This is a genomic window from Archangium sp. Cb G35 (assembly GCF_001896145.1).
Lineage (GTDB): Bacteria > Myxococcota > Myxococcia > Myxococcales > Myxococcaceae > Archangium > Archangium violaceum.
In genome coordinates, this window is record NZ_MPOI01000011.1 from 341,618 (window position 1) to 361,123 (window position 19,506).

14 protein-coding genes are annotated in these 19,506 nt (G+C 63.8%); 11 read left to right on the forward strand and 3 right to left on the reverse strand.

Annotated elements, in window-relative coordinates; translation table 11 throughout:
• Window positions 1-98: 98 nt before the first annotated feature.
• The 8 genes from BO221_RS52960 (at window position 99) to BO221_RS32115 (ending at window position 10,010) form a co-directional block, all read left to right on the forward strand.
• Window positions 99-1,982 carry a diadenylate cyclase gene (locus tag BO221_RS52960; RefSeq protein WP_233166336.1) on the forward strand — a complete coding sequence of 628 codons (1,884 nt, stop codon included), beginning with the start codon at window positions 99-101 and terminating at the stop codon, window positions 1,980-1,982.
• 251 nt (window positions 1,983-2,233) lie between these two features.
• Window positions 2,234-2,986 carry a hypothetical protein gene (locus BO221_RS54120; protein WP_143195798.1) on the forward strand — a complete coding sequence of 251 codons (753 nt, stop codon included), beginning with the start codon at window positions 2,234-2,236 and terminating at the stop codon, window positions 2,984-2,986.
• A 124-nt stretch (window positions 2,987-3,110) separates the two neighbouring features.
• Window positions 3,111-3,905 (forward strand): hydroxyethylthiazole kinase, encoded by a 795-nt coding sequence (gene thiM / locus BO221_RS32090; RefSeq protein ID WP_233166337.1) that lies wholly within the window; start codon window positions 3,111-3,113, stop codon window positions 3,903-3,905.
• A 13-nt stretch (window positions 3,906-3,918) separates the two neighbouring features.
• Window positions 3,919-4,581 (forward strand): thiamine phosphate synthase, encoded by a 663-nt coding sequence (gene thiE, locus BO221_RS32095; protein WP_073564637.1) that lies wholly within the window; start codon window positions 3,919-3,921, stop codon window positions 4,579-4,581.
• Window positions 4,582-4,671: 90 nt separating this feature from the next.
• The gene (locus tag BO221_RS32100) at window positions 4,672-5,757 is read left to right on the forward strand and encodes a hypothetical protein (protein ID WP_073564638.1); all 1,086 of its coding nucleotides are present in this window, start codon (window positions 4,672-4,674) and stop codon (window positions 5,755-5,757) included.
• Window positions 5,758-5,881: 124 nt separating this feature from the next.
• Window positions 5,882-6,799, forward strand: coding sequence for an aldo/keto reductase family oxidoreductase (locus BO221_RS32105; protein WP_073564806.1), 918 nt, complete (start codon window positions 5,882-5,884; stop codon window positions 6,797-6,799).
• A 99-nt stretch (window positions 6,800-6,898) separates the two neighbouring features.
• Entirely contained in the window at window positions 6,899-7,723 is an 825-nt protein-coding gene (locus BO221_RS32110) for an SDR family oxidoreductase (protein ID WP_073564639.1), read from the forward strand.
• A gap of 97 nt (window positions 7,724-7,820) precedes the next feature.
• Window positions 7,821-10,010 carry a spermidine synthase gene (locus BO221_RS32115; RefSeq protein ID WP_073564640.1) on the forward strand — a complete coding sequence of 730 codons (2,190 nt, stop codon included), beginning with the start codon at window positions 7,821-7,823 and terminating at the stop codon, window positions 10,008-10,010.
• Window positions 10,011-10,110: 100 nt separating this feature from the next.
• Here the strand turns inward: BO221_RS32115 and BO221_RS32120 are convergent, their stop codons facing one another.
• From BO221_RS32120 to BO221_RS32130, 3 genes are all read right to left on the reverse strand, one after another.
• Entirely contained in the window at window positions 10,111-11,229 is a 1,119-nt protein-coding gene (locus tag BO221_RS32120) for an arginine kinase (RefSeq protein ID WP_073564641.1), read from the reverse strand.
• 243 nt (window positions 11,230-11,472) lie between these two features.
• Window positions 11,473-12,336, reverse strand: a complete 864-nt coding sequence (locus BO221_RS32125; protein ID WP_073564807.1) for a ketopantoate reductase family protein — start codon at window positions 12,334-12,336, stop codon at window positions 11,473-11,475.
• Window positions 12,337-12,417: 81 nt separating this feature from the next.
• On the reverse strand, window positions 12,418-13,875 hold the full coding sequence (locus BO221_RS32130; RefSeq protein ID WP_233166338.1) for a chondroitinase-B domain-containing protein: 1,458 nt from the start codon (window positions 13,873-13,875) through the stop codon (window positions 12,418-12,420).
• 202 nt (window positions 13,876-14,077) lie between these two features.
• On the opposite strand from BO221_RS32130, the gene BO221_RS32135 reads away from it, so the two are divergent.
• The 3 genes from BO221_RS32135 to BO221_RS32145 all read left to right on the forward strand — a co-directional run bounded on the left by BO221_RS32135 (window position 14,078) and on the right by BO221_RS32145 (window position 19,425).
• Window positions 14,078-14,812 carry a patatin-like phospholipase family protein gene (locus tag BO221_RS32135; protein ID WP_255408497.1) on the forward strand — a complete coding sequence of 245 codons (735 nt, stop codon included), beginning with the start codon at window positions 14,078-14,080 and terminating at the stop codon, window positions 14,810-14,812.
• Between the two features lie 742 nt (window positions 14,813-15,554).
• The gene (locus BO221_RS32140) at window positions 15,555-17,579 is read left to right on the forward strand and encodes a hypothetical protein (RefSeq protein WP_073564643.1); all 2,025 of its coding nucleotides are present in this window, start codon (window positions 15,555-15,557) and stop codon (window positions 17,577-17,579) included.
• Window positions 17,580-17,601: 22 nt separating this feature from the next.
• Window positions 17,602-19,425, forward strand: a complete 1,824-nt coding sequence (locus BO221_RS32145; protein ID WP_073564644.1) for a GMC family oxidoreductase — start codon at window positions 17,602-17,604, stop codon at window positions 19,423-19,425.
• Window positions 19,426-19,506 lie beyond the last annotated feature (81 nt).

Genomic DNA, 19,506 nt, shown 5'->3' on the forward strand with positions numbered 1-19,506 from the left:
ACTACCTCAAACGGCTGACCACCATCGATCGCACCTTCGGCGATGCCGATTTCCACCTGACCCGCTTCGTCACCTCGAACGCGGCGTAGATGGCTATAATGCGACCTGATTCGATGAACCTACTTCAATACTCTTGGTGTGAAGGCTCGCGTATTTATCTCTGCTCCAGCAGGCGGACAACGGACTCACAAATGGTTCAAAGAAAAATGTTCATGTGGGAGTGGCAGCATGTCTTCCGGGACACCGTCAATGATTTACTGAAAGACATTCTCCACCTACTGCCTTTTGAAAGCCGCCATGAAGTATTCGTGCTGGGCATCCCCACAAACAAGGACACAGGGGCGATATGTCTTGAGCCTGAGAGAAGTAGCTTTATCCCGAGCGACTTCAACGATGTTTTTCAACACGCCGAGTCAAAATACGCCGAGGACGCCAGCCAAAACATAGTCATTGCAGCTGACCACTTGATGGCTCGGTACGAAGCATCGCTATGGCCCAATGCAGTAAGGGAGGCAGTACTTCAAATCCTGGGGAAACACGATGCAAAGCGCAACACAATGTCCTTTTGCTCTTTCCCTATACGCATGGATGCCCATTGGGTAATGAGTATCCTGCAACTTGATCGACAAGCAGTGAGTTCGCTCTACCGACTGCAGACCGAACAACAAAGAATCAACTCCGTACGAAACCTCTTCCTGGAACGCTCGCTGCTTGACGCGGCAGTCCACCGCGCTCTTGCTGAGTCACAAAAAGAACTCCAACGCGAAAGTAGAGGGGAGGACATTTTCTTCGCAAATACCGAACGGATTCTTGAGGATGCAGCTTCATCCCTCCTGTCGACCATCAGCATGCGTACACGGGGCATGGGTGGAAGCATTCTCAATCTCGCCAATGCAATTTCCGCTGAACGATACGAAGGCGCGGCGGGTCGCGGCAGGATATTACTCGCGCGTCAAAGCCACCCAGACATTCTCGCTCGAATTCGATTGAAGGATCCCGTCAGCACTAGTCATTACCGCGGGATTCGTAAGCTACTCGAAACGTCCAGCGAAGACATGGCTCTACTGAGTGATGGAGCGCAAGTATGGGGGCTCGGAACTCTCAAAGGAACATATGACCCTTCTCGCGAGGACTTGTTCGAACTTCGCTTCACCGCCCACTACAAATGGGAACTACTCCACGCAAACAATGTGATGATGCGTGTCGAGTATCGACGTCCAAGGCTACCCATGGAGCGTTTCGACAAAGCCTTGTTTAGAGACCATTTTGAAAGAATTTTTCAGCACGAAGCACAAAGCTTGAATGCAGTCACAGACGCCGTACAAGCAGCCGTGGAGCAAAAACATGGAACCCTAGTTGTAATTACGGCTGCGGCCCCAGATGAGTCGCTCAGGCTGAGGACACAGAGCAGTGCGATTGAAGCAGAACCAATTACGCATGAGGTTATGAAACATGTTTCCAAGATCGATGGAGCCGTGCTGGTAGCGCCTGACGGGCTGATGCATGCATTCGGAGTCATTCTCGACGGAGTTGCTTCGAGCAACGGCACACCGACGCGGGGGGCTAGATTCAACTCCGCAATCCGCTACGTTGATGGGCAGAAGGAGAAGAAAGTTCCTTGCTTAGCCCTGATTGTTTCCGAGGATGGCTACGTCGATTTGTATCCGAAGCTAAGGCCACGCATTCTTCGCAGCAGGCTCCTCGGCCTAATCGACAGATTGGAGGACCAAGCCAAAACAACAAGAGGCTTCGACCCTGAAGTCTCATGGGAGGTTCTCTCCGAACTAGATCGCCTAAGGTTCTACCTGCTCGAGAATGATGTCGCACGAGCAAATGCTACGAAAGAAGTCGTCCTCAAACGAATAGATCAGGCACGCGCTGCCGAGGTTTCTGGAACATTACTGGGTTATTTCATCCCCAACGTTCCCGACTTCACTATCTCACCCGAGATGTCAGACGCCTACTATCTCCCGGAGGAGTGAATACGTCGCTGTCATCCTGCTGTACCAAATGTCACGTGAGACTGCACCAAGTGTCACGTGAGACTGTAGAGACCCCGCCACTACAGTAGCGACTCCTCAGCACATCAAGAAGGAACTTCGGTGCGTCCGTGCATCAGCCTCGCTCAAGAATTACTCTATTCTTGCCAAGCTCGGTACGGGTGTGACACACTCACGAGTCACCGTCAAAAGCAAACAACAAAAAAATCTCCATACAACGCTAGAAACCAGGAATGGCACTCTCCAAAGACGAAGAAAAGTTACTCGGCTTTGTTCCAGAGGATGGAACAGCGATCGGAAATATACGCCTGCGAGGATTTCTGGGATGGAAGGAGCAACGATATTGGGACGTCCGTGACAGTCTCATTGAAAACGGCATTCTACTTATTGGGCGAGGTAAAGGCGGTAGCGTCTTCCGAAAAGCCATCAAAAAATCATCAGGAGCCCCACTCAGCGGTCCAGAGAGCAAACTGTATGAACCGCTTGAACGATTCTTAGGGAAATGGGCTGCTGACCAAGGCATTGTAAATTCCCATATCCAGATCACGGCCAATCAAGGGGGAAAGACTACCGGCGGTTTGTGGACACGTCCGGACTTAACCCTTATCAGCTTGGAAAAGTTTTCGTTTATTGTTCCACGAGAACTGATGGAGGTAAGAACATTTGAGGTAAAGAGCCGAAACAACTGGGATATCCAGTCTGTTTTTGAGGCTCTCGCCCACTCCAGGGTTGCGACACGCAGCTACTTGATGATTCAAAGTAGCCTCGAAGAACGTGAAGAGCGCGAGGAACCACTTAGCAGAATCGAATCCGAATGCGAGCGGCATGGAATTGGATTGATCTACTTTGACGATCCAGAAGATTATGACAGTTTTGAGTTCTATCTAGACCCACCTAGGCGCCAGCCAGAACCACGAGATGTTGAGCAATTTATTGAACGACAAATCTCAGAGGACGGGAAAAGAAAAATAAAGAATTGGTATTAATCCTCTTCCCAAGTCATCAACCCGACTCCACTAATGCCAGGCCAGCGGTTCGGGCAAATCAAGAAGAGCTGCGGCTATGTCGAGGTCATTGCCCGAAAGGCAATGGCTGGAGAGGAAACTTGCGGTGGACCTGATCTCAGGAGTGTGGGAATCGCTGAAGGCGGTGCGGGAGCGTTCGCCGCTCGTGCACAACATCACCAACTACGTCGTGATGAACAACACGGCCAACGCCCTGCTCGCCGTGGGGGCCTCGCCCGCCATGGTCCACGCGCGGGAGGAGGTGGCCGAGTTCGCCGCCATTTCGCAAGCACTGGTGGTGAACATCGGCACCCTGTCACCCGAGTGGGTGGAGGGCATGCGGCTGGCCATCCAGTCCGCGCGCCAGTCCCGGGTGCCCTGGGTGTTGGATCCCGTGGGCGCCGGGGCCACGCGCTACCGCACCACCACCGCCGCCGAGCTGGCACGGCAGGCTCCAGCCGTCATCCGAGGCAATGCCTCGGAAGTGCTCGCGGTGGCCGGTGAGGCGGGAGCCACGCGCGGGGTAGACAGCACCCAGTCTTCCGAGGCCTCGCTCGAGGCGGCCCGGCGGCTGGCCTCCGACCTGAGCACGGTGGTGGCCGTCACGGGTCAGACGGACTACATCACCGACGGCTCGCGAGTGATGGCGGTGGACAACGGCCATCCGCTCATGTCCCGCGTGACGGGCATGGGGTGCACGGCGTCCGCGCTCGTGGGCGCCTTCCTGGCCGTGGAGCCCGACGCGGTGCTGGCCGCCTCGCGTGCCCTCGTCGTGCTGGGCCTGGCCGGAGAGCTCGCCGCCGCGCAGTCCAAGGGACCGGGCTCGCTGCAACTGCACCTGCTGGACGCGCTCCACACCCTGGACGAGTCCACCGTGCGCGCCCGCGCCCGCGTGCGCTGAGGAGACTCCCGCCATGCCCCGCCGTGTGCCCGACCTGTCCGTCTATCTCGTCACCGACCGCCTCTTGTCGCGTGGGCGGGCGCTCGTGGACGTGGTGCTCTCCGCGGTGCGCGGTGGAGCCACCGTGGTGCAACTCCGCGAGAAGGAGGGCTCGGCCCGCGAGACGCTGGAGCTGGGCCGGGCCCTGCTCCACCGGCTGCGGCCGCTCGGAGTGCCGCTCATCGTCAACGACAGGGTGGACCTGGCACTGGCGCTCGGGGCGGATGGCGTCCACGTGGGACAGGGCGACCTGCCGCCCGAGGTGGCCAGACGGCTGATGGGGCCCGACGCGCTGGTGGGCCTGTCCATCACCGGGGCGGCGGACCTGCCCACATTGGACCCGGCGGTGGTGGACTACGCGGGCGTGGGCCCCATCTTCCCCACCGGCTCCAAGGCGGACGCCACCCCGGCGCTCGGACTGGAGGAGCTCGCCCGGCTGCGGTGCCTGCTGTCCGTCCCCATCGTGGCCATCGGTGGCATCACCACCGCCAACGCCCCGGCGGTCATCGCCGCGGGGGCGGACGGCGTGTCCGTGGTCTCCGCCATCTGCTCCGCGGACGACTGCGAGCTGGCCGCGAGCGCCCTCGCCAAGGCCGTCCGGGAGGGACTCGCGCGCAGGGCCTCACCGGAAGGTTAGGAATTTTTTCCCTCGGGTTGCCCGGAACACCCCCTCACGGGTCTCAGGTCCTGAAAGCAAGGCCCTGCCCGAAGGCCCGGAGGGATACCCATGCCCCAGCAACAGCGAATCCGCGACACGAAGACCTACAACGGCGACAACGAGACGACGTGGGGATACCCGCCGTACGCGGGCCAGGTGGGTTACTGCAATCACTGCCAGAACTACAACGACGACACGGCGGAGAGCTGCGAGATCTGTGGAGGCAAGGTCCGGCTGATTCCGCTCAGCAACGCCTCGGCACAGCCAGACATCAAGGGCGCGAAGAACTACAGCTTCGACGACCAGCAATCGGAGGCGCAGAAGAACGGCAACGCCGCGGACAAGCACAAGTACCGGGCTCTCAACGACGAGATCCGGGCGAACAACTTCTCCGGACACTACCTCAAGCCCGTGGCCAACCACCTCAGCGAGCATCTGAGGCAGATGGTCTTCGTCCCGGCGACCGCTCCCGACAACCTGACGAACCAACTGTCCTACGCCCTCGCGCTGAAGGGCGAGCTGTATCTCCACGGTGACTCCCGGACCCGCCATGGGAACACCTCCCTGCACCGGGTCCAACAGCCCGTGCTCCAACCCAACTCCTACGTGCTCGACGCACTGAAGTGGGGGGGACGGCTCTACATCGTCGGGCATGGCAACGCGGGCGGCGCGATTGGCAACCACGATGACAAGTTTGGCGCCAACTCCCTCGTGCAACTGCTCATCGACGAGCGGCTGCCCAAGAAACCCAAGGCCCCTGTCACCCTCTGGCTCTTCGCCTGCGCCACCGGTGCGGCGGTGAACCCGGGCTACTACCCGGTTCCCGTCTACCGCAAGGATCCCTTCGTCCTGCGCTTCTCGAAGGCCCTGTGGGACAAGGGTTTCTCGAACTACTACGTGGTGGGCATCGCGGGCTTCGTGGGGACGGATGCGGACATCTGCGTCGACTACAGCGTGGATGACAACAAATCCGAGCTCCGGAAGTGGAGGCTCACCTCCACCGAGGAGCGCATCGTCTACCACGCCACCTCGGACGGATACGCAAAGGTGCACGGTGGTGAGTTCATCCAACAGACCGACTTCCGGTGGCTGGGCAACCCCAAGAAGTGGGACTGGACCAACACACAGCTCAAGGTGAAGGCCAAGAACAGCTGAGCACCACGGGCAGCGCTTCTTCCATTCAGGGCCGCCTGGACGACGAATCCCCCTCGGTCTTTTTTGTCCGAGCCCGTGAACCTGACGCTATGGTCGCGGGATGCGTTCCTCGAACAGCGGATTCATGACCGTTGGCAGACAGCGGCTGCACCCCAATGGACCGGAGTTCTCACGCCTCGTGGCGGGTCTCTGGCGAGCATTCCAGGGCGAGGAGACGCGTGAGCCCATCGGACTCGCACGATGGCTCGATGCCTGTCTGGAGTTGGGCATCACCAGCTTCGACCATGCTGATATCTATGGCGACTACCAGGTCGAGGCGCTCTTCGGCAGGGCGCTACGGGAGTGGCGTGGCGACCGCGGCCGCATCGAGTTGATCACCAAGTGCGGCATCATGCTCGAGAGCGGCCAACGGCCAACGCACCGGGTGAAGCATTACGACACCAGCCGCGCGCACATCCTCGCCTCGGTCGAGAATTCCCTGCGTCACTTCGGGACCGATTACCTCGACCTGCTGCTGCTCCACCGGCCGGATCCCCTGATGGATGCTGACGAGACGGCAGCGGCCCTCGATGAGGTGTGCCAATCCGGCAAGGTCCGGCACGTGGGAGTCTCCAATCACACGCCCGAGCAGATCGATCTGCTTCAGTCCCGCCTGTCCCGGCCGCTGGTGACGAACCAGATAGAGCTGTCGGTGCTTCACATGGAGCCGCTGCACGACGGAACGTTGGAGCACGCGCAGCGGCTGCGCATGGCGCCCATGGCCTGGTCTCCGCTCGGGGGAGGCAACCTCTTCACGGCCCGGGGAGAGCGGGAGCGGCGGGTCCGGGAGGCCCTGGTGTCCGTGGGGGCGGAGCATGGCCATGACGACCCGGGTGCGGTCGCCATCGCGTGGCTGATGCGCCACCCCGCCCGTCCGGTGCCGGTCCTTGGCACGAGCAGGGTGCGGAGGCTGCGCGACCTGGTCAGCGGCGTGTCGCTCGCACTGACCCGCCAGCAGTGGTTCTCCATCTGGCAGGCCTCCGCTGGGCATCCCGTGCCGTGAACGGGATTGAGTCAATCTTCGCTCCCTTGGAGCCCACGCCCACCTGTGTCATTCCAGTGCTCGTGAGAATGCTCCGCCTCTCCCTCCAAGGAACACCGCATGCCATCCACTGAAGCGAAGGTCGTCCTCGTCACGGGAGCATCCTCGGGTATCGGACAGGCCTGTGCGCGGCTGCTGAGCGCACGGGGTCACACCGTCTACGGGACGAGCCGCAAGCCTGGCACCACGCTGGAGGGCGGGCGGATGCTGGAGCTGGATGTCACTCGGGACGAGTCGGTGCGGCGGGCGGTGGACACCGTCCTGGCGGAGTCGGGCCGCATCGACGTGGTCGTCAACAACGCGGGGTTCGCCCTCGCGGGCGCGGTCGAGGACACCTCCCTCGAGGAGGCACAACGCCAGTTCGACACCAACTTCTTCGGCGTGCTGCGCGTCTGCAAGGCGGTGCTCCCGGACATGCGCGCGCGGGGCTCGGGGCTCATCATCCAGGTGAGCTCCCTGGGCGGAGTGGTGGGCCTGCCCTTCCAGGGACTGTACAGCGCGAGCAAGTTCGCGCTGGAGGGCCTCACGGAGAGCCTGCGCCAAGAAGTGGCACCCTTCGGCGTGCGGGTGACGCTGTTGCAGCCCGGGGACGTGCGCACGCCCATCACGGACAACCGCGTACGGGTGCGCCAGGCGGGCCCCGGTTCCACCTACCAGAAGTACTTCGAGGCCGCGCTGGGCATCATCGAGAAGGAGGAGCGGGCCGGCGTCACGCCCGAGGCCGTCGCGGAGCAGGTGCTGGCGTTGATGGGCCGGCGGGTGCCCGAGGTGCGCTCCACGGTGGGCCACCTGTCGCAGCGCGTGCTCACGGCCACCAAGGCCTTCCTGCCCTCGAAGACCTTCGAGAAGATGGTCATGTCCTACTATGGCCTGACCCGGGGTTGAGCGAGCCTCCCTGCCCGGGATTTCGACAGCAAGCGGCCAAGCATGGGCGATGCCTTTCCCCTCGCGCGGGATATGCTGCGCGCGAGGCGACCCCCCCATGCTCCGATACGCCGTCACCCTCTTCCTCAGCGCCTTCCTCCTCTTTGGTGTGCAACCGCTGGCGGGGAAGTACTCGCTGCCCTGGTTCGGCGGAACGCCGGCGGTGTGGACCACGTGCATGCTCTTCTTCCAGGCGATGCTCCTGGGAGGGTATGCCTACTCGTATGCCAGCGTCCGTTGGCTGGGGCCGAAACGGCAGGCGCGCGTCCACCTGGCACTGCTGGGCATCACGGTGGTGGTGCTGCTCGGCCGCGCGCTGCTGGTGGGCTCGCCCGTGGCTCCCGGGCTCGAGTGGCGGCCGGCGGCGGATGGGATTTCCACCACGCGGCTGCTGGCCATGCTCGCGGCCACCCTGGGGTTGCCCTTCTTCACGCTCTCCACCTCCGCGCCGCTGCTCCAGAGCTGGTTCAGCCGGATGCGGCCGGGCGCCTCGCCCTACAGGCTCTACGCCCTCTCCAACACGGCCTCGCTCCTGGCGTTGCTGGCCTATCCGCTGCTCGTCGAGCCCTGGCTGGGCCGAGGCGTGCAGGCCTGGGTCTGGGGAGGGGGGTTCCTCCTCTTCGCCGCTGGCAGCGCGATGTGCGCCGTGGGCGTGCTGCGCCATGAGGAGGCACCCGCGCAGGTGGCCCGGGAAGAGGCCGCGGCCGAGTCTCCAGGCGTGGCGCCCACCCTGGCCTGGCTGGGGCTGAGCACGTGCGCCTCGGTGCTGCTGCTGGCCACGACGAATCAGCTCTCGCAGAACGTGTCGGCGGGGCCCTTCGTCTGGGTGCTGCCGCTGGCCCTGTACCTCGTCACCTTCATCATCGCCTTCGAGCGAGAGGCGCTCTACTCGCGCCTCTTCACCGCGCTGCTGCTGTTGGTGGCCGTGGGCGGCGTGACACGCATCACCTACCAGGGCGCGCACGTGTCCCTGCTCGTGCAGCTTCTCGTGCACTCGACGGCGCTCTTCTCTGGAGCACTGCTGTGCCACGGGGAGCTGTACCGGCTGCGGCCCGCGCCGCGGTTCCTCGGGGCCTTCTACCTCTGGGTGTCCGCGGGTGGCGTGCTCGGCGCGGGGCTCGTCCACCTGGCGGCCCCTCGTGTCTTCAACGTCTACCTGGAGTACCCCCTCACGCTGATCCTCTGCTGCTTCCTGGCGGTGCTCCTGCTGCTGCGGCGCGCCCCGGACGAGACGGTGGCTCGTGCCGCCTTCCGGTATGTGCCGGCCCTGCTGCTGCTCCTCGTCGCTGGCGGACTCGGGCTGGCGGTGTCGGACGAGCGCCACGTGATCGGCTCCTGGCGTGGCTTCTTCGGCGTGGTGCACGTGACGGAGCCGCTGGGCCGGGAGCAGGAGGAGCACGCCTTCGTGCTGCGGCACGGAGACATCATCCACGGCTTCCAGTACACGCGGCCCGAGCGGCGCATGCGGCCCACGGCCTATTACACGGCCGAGAGTGGGCTGGGTCTGGCCCTCACCGAGCAGCGGCGGCTCAAGGAGCTCGCGGGGCAGCCACCGGGGCTGCGCGTGGGAATCCTGGGGTTGGGCGTGGGGACCACGGCGGCGCTGGGACGCACCGGGGACACGCTGCGCTTCTATGAGATCGACCCGCAGATCATCTCCCTGGCCAAGGGCGAGGGCGGCTACTTCTCCTATCTGAGCGACACACCGGCCCGGGTGGAGGTGGTGGAGGGAGACGCGCGCATCCTGCTCGAGCAGGAGTTGGCGCGCGGCCAGGCGCAGGGCTTCGACGTGCTCGCGGTGGATGTCTTCAGCTCGGACTCCATCCCGGTGCACCTGCTCACCGAGGAGGCGGTGGAGGCCTACCGGAAGCACCTGGCGCCCGGCGGGGTGCTGGCGCTGCACATCAGCAACGTGCACCTGGACCTGCTGCCCATCGCCGTGGCGCACGCGTGGTCCTCTGGCCTGCCGGCCACGCTGGTGACGACGGAGAAGAAGGACGACGCGCGCGGCAGCTTCTGGGTGGTCATCGACCAGGACGGGCGCTTCACCCGGGGAGATACCTTCACGCGCGAGGGCAAGCGGGTGCAGCGGCTGGCCTTCGCCGAGGCACCGAAGAAGCGGTGGACGGACGAGCGCAACAGCCTGCTCCCGTTCCTCCGGGCACTCGGGGTGAACCGGGAAGGCCTCGTCGAGCTCGAGGAGCCCGCGGTGGCGCCCGCTCCCGTGGCCGCTCCCGCCGAGCCCTGAGCGCACAACGGTACCGCTCGCCACTCCACCGGTCTGGCGGAGTGGCTCGTATGAGCTTGATGCTGGGGATTGGCCACCCACCCAGGCGGCTCGGGTAGCGCTACGGCAACTTCATCCGTCTGAGCTGTGGCTTTCCGTGGCCACCTCGGCAGGAAGGTGTTCTGGCTACGCCGTTGCGTCTCGTGCGCTCCCTGGCGTGACGGACCGACACCCCGGGCCTTTGCATCTTCATCAGGGCGGATTCCAACGCGATCAGCCGTCTGACCCCATTGTAGAGTCCCTGGTAGATTTCACGCTCCGTGACGCCGAGCCGGTACTTGTTCGAGATGTCATGGATGCCATCCACGGCCTCGGAGTGCTCGCCGTGGATGCCGCGAATGGACAGCCCCAGCTCGTCGCAGATTCTTTCGAATCCGGGCTGCCCGGCAAGAAGGGGTAGCTTGATGTGCACCGATGCGCGCATGGCCGTGCCGAGGTTCGTGGGGCACGCCGTGTGAAAGCCACGAATCTCGTCGGAAGCGAAGTCGAGCTTGCCACTGATGGCGTCGAGCGCGGTCTTCAGGCGGGTGAACGCTTCCGCGATATCAGCCCCCTCCTGCATGCTGATGATTCGCATGGAATCCTCCTCGCCCACCCAGACCAGGAATTTCTTGTCGGGCGAGTGATAGATGCCGCGGCCCACGGGCCAATCCCGGTTCACGCCCGCGCTCTCCAGGAAGCGATCTCCCTGTTTGAACAAGAAGTGGCCATCGACCATCTTCTGGCGCTCTTCCCCGGTCATCCCGCCCAGAGGGTGATACGTGCCCTTCAGTTCGCCCGTGAGCCCCGAAAGCACGCCGACGATCTCAGCCTCCATTCGTGCACGATCCTCGGCGCTGATGGCCGGCGGAAACGCGTACTTCGCGAGGTTGCGACCGGCACGGATACGGGTCGAGATGACGAATCTGCCCTCGGGGTCCAGGTTTTCCGTAGGGAGCCCTTCGAGCGAGAAGTCGCTCTGATGCCCACTCATTTTGTATCTGGAATGCTCGCGGATGACCGGGTCGAAAACCCGTGAGAACAGTTCGTACGAATCGCTGTCGCCCGCATAGATGCCGATGCTGGAATCGGGATTGTCAATTCCGCTTTGTACGGCATGTTGCAGGGTCCAACCGTTCCTGGTCGCCAGGCCCTCGAGCTCCACCTCTGCTTCGGGCGTGAGATGTTTCTTCATCAGCATGTCTGGATTCGCCGGTTCGATGGCACTTCATGTCCCATGTCCCGTCCATGCGGTGACGAGGCACGATGACCGGCTGCACATCCCGCGCCAGTTCCGCCTCCCCTGGGAAGTGGATCCGGAAGGAGGAAACTGACACGTCAACGGGCCTTGATGACGTGTCAGCGGCGTCGGCGGACACGTCCTCGCATGAGGCCCCAACCCATGCGTCCGTCCCGAGCCAGACGCAGACGATGCCGGGTGGCCTCACGGCCTCAGGGACTGAAGCGTCGCACTCCGCTCTGGTGCGGCGGCAACCATGGCGTCGATCAGCGTGCGCGCCTCGCCGGGTCCTTGCCCTCCGAGGGCGGCAATCGTGGGGTTCCGGCTGAGCAACCACATCCCGAGCGTGAGGACAGGAGCCGGAACCCTGCCAAGGACCGCCAGGTTCGAAGGCGTCACGGGATGACCGAGGGAACGAACGATTTCGAGTCCCTCGGTCAGGCCGGAGGCGATCTGGCGCGATTCCGTCCATGACAGCCCGGACCCACGCTTGTGAGCACGGTCCGCGGTAATCATCACCGGCACCACCAGCGCGGCATGGGTTCGCAGCCAGCTGTGCATATCGGGCTGGGTGTCGGTGGGGATGCCAGCCCTTGAAAAGGTGTCGGCCCACGCCGGGCCGGTGACGATCGTGAGCTGCACGGCGGAGAGTGAGCGGGGAATGACCCGGGCTTTGAGCTTGCCGTCCTGGAGTTCGGCGAGGATGGCGGGAAAGCCAAAGACGAACCGCTGAGCCCCCACCGCGTCACGCAACCGGTCGAGCGGCGCGAAGGTGTTGAACATGAACATCACCTGCCTGGCGGCGCTTTGCCGCAGCGCGGGCAACACCGCATCGACCTGGGATTCGAGCACGGTGACCAGCACCAGATCCCACGGGGTGGTGGTATCGAGAGCAGCGCTCACGTCGACCGGTGCGCGCCGCCCATCCGTGGTGACAATGGCGCGCTCCTTCTCGAGCCACGCGAGGCGTGCGCCACGCGCGACGACCGTCACTTCATGACCTGCCCGGGAGAGATGGAAGGCGAAGGTGCTGCCGATGGCGCCTGGACCGACGATGGCGATTTTCATGCGGACCTTGGTAATCCGCGAGGGGGGCACCTCGCCATGCGGGTTTCGCCAACTGTCCGCCTCCAGGTACGAATGCGCCCCTCAGCGCTCCGCCGTCGGATGTGCTCGCCGCCAGCGCCGGCGTGATGCGGCGGATAGCGGCAACAGGATGAACAGGAGCCCAGCCGTGAGACCCGGGCTGGCATTGCAGCCCCCGCCCGGGGAGCTCTGCCCATTCCCATCGCCAGTATCCGGGAGGGGGTGGCCGCCGTCGGTCCCCGCGTCCGAGGGCACCCCCGCATCCGTGCCGGTTCCCCCATCCGAGGCCGTTCCCGCGTCCGCACCGGTTCCCATGCCACAGTCTCCCAGCGAGTGCTCGAGCGCGCCGAGCGTATAGGCACCTCCCGAGGGACGAGGGCGGGCACAGAAGTCGTCCGTCACCGTGGCCCGCGCCTCGGCGGCACCGAGGAGCTGCGACACACTGCCCTTGAGCCGCAGGTCTCCGCTCAGGGGCGCCTGGTACCAGGTGGTCCAGGTGCCCGTGGCCACGTTCATCATGTTCGTGCCGGCAGTGAAGCTGCCGCTGTCGCGAACGCGAATGGCCGAGGACAACACGTTGCCATGGGCTTCTCCGGTGGTGGAGGCGAAGCGGAAGTCCACGCCCGTGGTGGAGATGAGCGTGTTGAACAGCACCTTCGTGTTGGCGGCCTTGTTCAGGTAGATGCCCACGTCCGAGCAGTTGATGATGACGTTGTTGCGTATGACTCCGTCCGTGTGCTCGGGGTTGCAGGGGACGCTCGCATCGAAGGCGGGCGCACAGAACGCATTGCCCGTTCCTCCGCCGCCGAAGGACAGGCCGATGCGTGTGTCTCCGCTCGGCGAGTCCTTCACGCAGAGGATGCGGTTGCGCTCGAAGACGCCCCGCTTGCCACCGCTCTTCATGAAGGCGCCGTAGGAGATGCCACCCACCTTGGAGAAGTCGTGCACGTCGTTGTCGCGGACCACCCAGTCATCACCGGTGTCGATGTTGATCTTGTTGACGGGGCTGGAGGTCGAGCGCGCGTGCGTATCGTAGAACTCGTTGTGCTCCACGAGGCCCCGGTGGGGCATCTCATAGACGCCACTGCCGTTGCGCACCGCGTTCACCTTGAGTTGCGCGTTGAAGTCGCGGATGCGGCTGTTGCGCAGCACGAAGCCTTCCGCGTGGCCCGTGACATGGAACGCGTGCTCGCAATTGGGGTCCTGAGGGCAGACCCCCTCGATGGTCAGGCCGTCGAAGGTCCAGTATCGGCCCGACACCTTGAAGCCCTCGAGCGCGTTGAACTGGATGCGCGCGGCGTGCCGGTTCGCGGCGCGAACGGTGATGGGCTGGGAGACGGTGCCCTCCGCCGCGCAGTTCAGGTTGACGTTCACCGCGTATGTGCCATCCGCGAGGACGATGTCATCGCCCGCTTGCGCCGAAGCGAGCGCGGACTGCAACTGGGCAACCGTCGAGACGTTCTTCACCGCGGCCACGGCGTGCAGCGGCAGGAGGATCAAGGCAAGGAAGGTCATCCGCATGACCGGTGAGGCTACCCGATGCCCGCTGGGATTGGCGGAGTTGCTGCATGCAAATGACAGGGAGGCCTGGAGCGGCTGTGCAGGTACAGAGCGCGGGGAGCCCTTGCGATGGAGCGCTTCGAGGAGGCAGAAGACGGGCGCATCGCCTACTGTATGATTGCACTCGAGTGCCGAGGACCGTGAACCGATGAGCATCGAAGCAATGAGGAGGGAGGCGGCGCCGGCTGTGTCCCGGGGCATCCCCTTGCCATCCATCTCCTTCTGTGGGTGCGCGTGGCTCATGTCCTACCATCTCGGTGTCATCGATGCGGCGCGCGAGGTGTGCGACCTGTCGCGGACGAAGTTCCTGGGAGCCTCCTCGGGAAGCCTGGCGGCGATCCTGGCGGCCGCGGGAATCGAGACGGCGGACGCACTGGACTTCATCCTGACGATGGCGCGAGACGCGGAGTCGAGGTGGTTCGGGCCCTTCGGGCGGATGAGCCGGACGGTGACCGCGGGCCTGCGGCGGCTGATGCCCGAGGACACCTATCTGCGCGTGCAGGGGCGTGTGTTCATCTCCGTCACCCGCTTGCCGACCCTGCGCAACCTGCTGCTGCCAGAGCGAGAGCTGCGCTCGAACGAGGAGTTGCTCCGCATCGCGCTCGCGTCCTGCTACATCCCCCTGTACTACGAGCGGCCCGTCTTCTACGGCGGCTTTCCCGCGCTGGACGGGGGAGCCTCGGACAACGTGCCCCAGCTGGATGCCCACACGGTTCTGGTCTCGCCTTCGCCTTCCGCTCAAAGCAAGCGAATCGACATCTTCCCCAAGGACGAGCCCCCGCTGATCACCGCGCTCCTGCCTCGGGTGAGGGTCGTCGAGCGTCTCTTCGAGCAGGGGCGCGAGGATGGGCGGGAGTTCTTCACGACGACGCTGGCGGCGCGCGCTCGCCCCGGATGACCCGGCAGCACGCCCAGGTGGAGCAGCTCAGCTCCACCCGTGGCGTGGAACCCGCCTCATTCTTCCGAAAGCCCGTCTGTGCATTCCCCGTTGCCGAGCCGGTCAGGCGGTGGACTCGTATAAGAGGACGCAGGCCCGCTGACAGAGATTGAGGGTTGGCGACATGGGCTCTCCGGGGCCACGGTTTGGGCACCAGGGTTGCGTTCATAAGCACGCGGTGTGCCAGTCCGTGCGGGCCGGGCGGTGTCGAGGTGGTGCCTTCCCTGACGGGCTGCGCCCGTGGATCCTCCTTCGAGTGGGCCCATCAGGCCGTGGGGGCTGACGTGTCAGGAGGGCGGTTGACGCGTCAAAAGGGCGGTTGACGCGTCAAAAGGGCGGTTGACGCGTCAAAAGGGCGGTTGACGCGTCAAAAGGGCGGGCTGACGTGTCAATGATTGCAACTGACACGTCAGCGTCGAGGTCCAACCGCTGGCAGGGATGCTGTGCTGGAATTGCTCTCAATGGTTCCCTCTCGACTCTGTCCCCCAACTACGAGTACAAGTATTGACTCACCCGACGTACCGCGTGGCTCGGGTTCTTCTTCCTTGGGGACAACATGCGACAATGGAATAAAGGATTCCTGGTAGGCGCTCTAGGCACATCTCTGAGCGTCTTGTTTTGGGCTGGTTGCGCCCATCAACCTGTCAAGCCGAGCTGGAACTACTCAGACTTCAAAGAGGTGCCCTTCGATCCCTTCCCTGGAATGTCGACGCAGGGCAAGCAGGTGCAGTGGACCGAGCGCGAGCTGCAGGGCCGCATCCTCTGGAACCTGTGGACCGGCGACAACGGCGGCTTCTGGGATTGGCTCTCGACCCACGGCTTCGGGACTACCGATCTGCTCAAGGTCGTCACCTCCCCCCGCGATCAGCGCTTCCAGAAGTATGGCGTGTTCAATCAGCCAGGGTTCGTGCGGCCCGACAAGCCTGATGCGAATGGCCTCTACATCGAGGTCCCGAAGAGCGCCTCGTACGACATCGACAGCAAGCTCGATACGTACACCTATGGCTACTCCAGCGGCATCATGGGCCTGCGCGTCTTCAAGAACCCGAACTTCGATGCGAAGGCGCAGGCGAAGTGGGACGTCAACCGCTACTACAATGATCCGACGTACTACAACGACCGCAACCTGGTGCGTCCGTACGTCGTCGGCATGACGTGCTCCTTCTGCCACACGGGTGTGGATCCGGTGAACCCGCCGGCCAATGTGAACGAGCCGGAGTACGCCAACCTCAATGACTACGTTGGCCAGCACTTCCTCAAGGTGTGGGAGCTCTTCGCCGCTGACCTCAAGGAGGACAACTTCATCTGGCAGCTCCTCCACTCCAACCCGGCGGGCTCGCTCGACACCTCCTTCATCGCCACCGACTACCTCAACAACCCCGGCACGATGAACGGCATCTTCGTCATCCCGGGCCGCGCGACGGCTGCCGCTCCGGAGACGATCGCGGGCGGCGCGCGCTCGTTGAAGAACATCGAGTACGATGCCCAGGGGCGCGTGGTCACGCCGCGCGTGCTGAAGGAAGGGGCGGACTCGGTCGGCCTCAACGGTGCGCTGAGCCGCGTCCACCTCAACATCGGCGAGTACTGGGAAGAGTGGCTCCAGCACTTCAACCCGCTCATTGGCATCAAACCTCAGTCTCCCATCCGGGTGAAGGACGCGCAGAAGATGTCGCCGCACTGGAATTGGAGCGAGAGTCACTCGCCGATGCTCGGGGAGTATCTCTCCCGCGTCGCTCAGCCGCTCAAGCTCGCCGACGCCCCCGGGGGGGACAAGTATTTGACGAAGGATGAGCAGATCCTCGGCCACGGCAAGCGGGTCTTCGCTCAGCAGTGCGCGGCCTGCCACTCCAGCAAGCAGCCCCCGCAGGGCGTTGATCCGATGTCGGCCCAGGGCCAACAGTGGTTCGAGGCCGAGGTCATGAAGCCCGACTTCCTCGACAGCAACTTCCTCGGCAACGAGGTCCGCTACCCCGTCACGTACATCAAGACCAACGCCACGCGCGCCGTCGCCACCAATGGAATGCGCAATCAGGTCTGGGACAACTTCTCGTCCGAGACCTACAAGACCCTTCCGCCCGTTGGCACCATCGACGTCTGGAACCCGTTCGAGGACAAGAACGTGCCTTGGCAGGTGCCAGGTGAGGGCCGTGGCTACTACCGTCCGCCCTCCCTGGTCGCCATGTGGGCGAGCGCGCCCTACTTCCACAACAACGCCCTGGGCGAGCACGTGCATGGTGTGTCGGTCGACGACCGGATGAAGGCGTTCAACGACGCGGTGACGAAGCTCATGTGGCCGGAGAACCGGCTCGGCGTGAACTCGATCTGGCGCACGACGCAGGAGAGCTATCTGGAGATCCCCAAGTCGTACATTCCGGAGATCGCCCGCAAGCTCCGCGACTCGGCCGACGCGGAGGGCTTCATCCGCATTGGCCCCATTCCGAAGGGGACTCCGGTCAACCTGCTGGCCAACACCAACCTCGAGCTCAGCGGCCTGGGCAAGGATATCGAGCTCGCCGAGTTGCTCCTCAAGATCTCCTCGGCCCTCAACGACATCAAGCGCGACAAACTGGAAGGAGAGGCCGCGTCCGACCGCCTCATGGAGCTCGTTCCGGATCTCTACAAGCTCAACTCCTGCCCCGACTTCGTCGAGGACAAGGGGCACTACTTCGGAACCGATCTGCCGGATGTCGATAAGAAGGCGCTGATCGAGTACCTCAAGACGCTGTAATCGAAAGAGAGCGCAGATCACCATGTCAACACCCAACACGCAATACGATTACATCGTCATCGGCTCCGGAGCGGGTGGCGGTCCGGTGGCCGCGAATCTCGCGAAGGCGGGTTACACCGTCTGCCTCATCGAGGCTGGCCAGCAGCCCGAGTCCGCCAACTACTCGGTGCCCTGCTTCCATCCGTTCGCGAGCGAAGAAAGCGACATGTCGTGGGACTTCTTCGTGCGGCATTACGCGAGCGACGAGCAGTCGAAGCGCGACGGGAAGTTCGACCCGAAGGAGAACGGCGTCTTCTACCCGCGAGCCGGCACGCTCGGCGGCTGCACCGCGCACAACGCGATGATCACGACCTACGGTCACAACAGTGACTGGGATTACATCGCCGAGCTCACCGGTGACTCCTCGTGGGCCTCGGACAAGATGCGGAGCTACTTCGAGCGGCTCGAGCGCTGCGGGTACGTCACCAAGCCGAAAGCGGGGGCGGCGAACCCGACGCGCCACGGCTTCGATGGCTGGCTCAACACGACCGGTCCGGACATCAAGCTCGCGTTCGGCGACCCGGAGCTCCTGGAGACCGTCCTCAGCTCCATCAAGGGCGTCCTGGCCGATCACGTCGGCACCTCGCTGGGGGCGGATCTCGCACCGCAGGATCCGAACGACTGGCGCACCCCGCAGTTCCAGGGGCTCTGCTTCGCCCCGCTCGCGACGCGCGAGGGCCGCCGCATCTCGACGCGTGAGCTGATCAACTCGGTCCGCAACGCCTATCCGGAGCGGCTCGTCGTCAAGGGCAGCAACCTGGCGACGAAGATCCTCTTCGACAAGGACATGCGCGCCATCGGGGTCGAGTGCTGGGAGGGCCAGCACCTCTACAAGGCCGACCCGAATGCCCAGGACCAGATCAAGGAGGGGCTGGACTACAGCGTCAAGCAGTACTACTGCTCGCGCGAGGTCATCCTCTGTGGCGGGGCGTTCAACTCGCCGCAGCTGCTGATGCTCTCCGGAATCGGGCCGAAGGCACACCTCGAGCAGCTCGGCATCCCCTGCCTGGTGGACCGTCCGGGTGTCGGCTCGAACCTGCAGGACCGCTACGAGGTCGGCGTGGTCGCGGAGATGAAGCGCGACTGGAAGGTGCTCGATGGCGCCACCTTCAAACCGCCCCTGCCGAACGAGCAGGGAGATCCCGCCTACCAGCAGTGGCTGAAGGGAGAGGGCGTCTACACGACGAATGGCTCCGTGCTCGCCGTCATCAAGAAGTCGGCGCCCGAGCGGAGCGACCCCGACCTCTTCATCTTCGCCCTCCCGGGGAACTTCCACGGGTACTACCGCGGGTACTCACAGGACATCGAGCGGACGAAAAACTACCTCACCTGGGCGATCCTCAAGGCGCACACGAACAACAGCGCCGGCACGGTGCGGCTCAAGTCGGCCGACCCGCGCGAGCGGCCGGAGATCACCTTCCACTACTTCGACGAGGGCAACGACCTGCAGGGCACCGACCTGCAGTCGGTCGTCGAGGGGGTGCAGTTCGTCCGGGAGATCTCCAGGAGGAACAGCTCCATCAAGCAGGAGCTCATCCCCGGGCCGGAAGTGCAGACGAACGAGCAGGTCTCCCAGTTCGTCAAGGACAACGCCTGGGGCCACCACGCCTCGTGCTCGAACCCGATGGGGCCGCCGAGCAACTCGAATGCCGTCGTGGACAGCAGCTTCCGCGTCTACGGCACCCAGGGGTTGCGCATCGTGGATGCCTCGGTGTTCCCGCGCATCCCCGGCTTCTTCATCGTCACGCCCATCTACATGATCGCGGAGAAGGCCAGCGATGTGATCCTCGCCGACGCCAAGGCCTGAGTGGCATGAGGCACGCGAGAGAATGAAGGGAGGGGCCCGGTGGAGAGCGCGCCGGGCCTTCTTCATTTCCGGGAGGGCTCC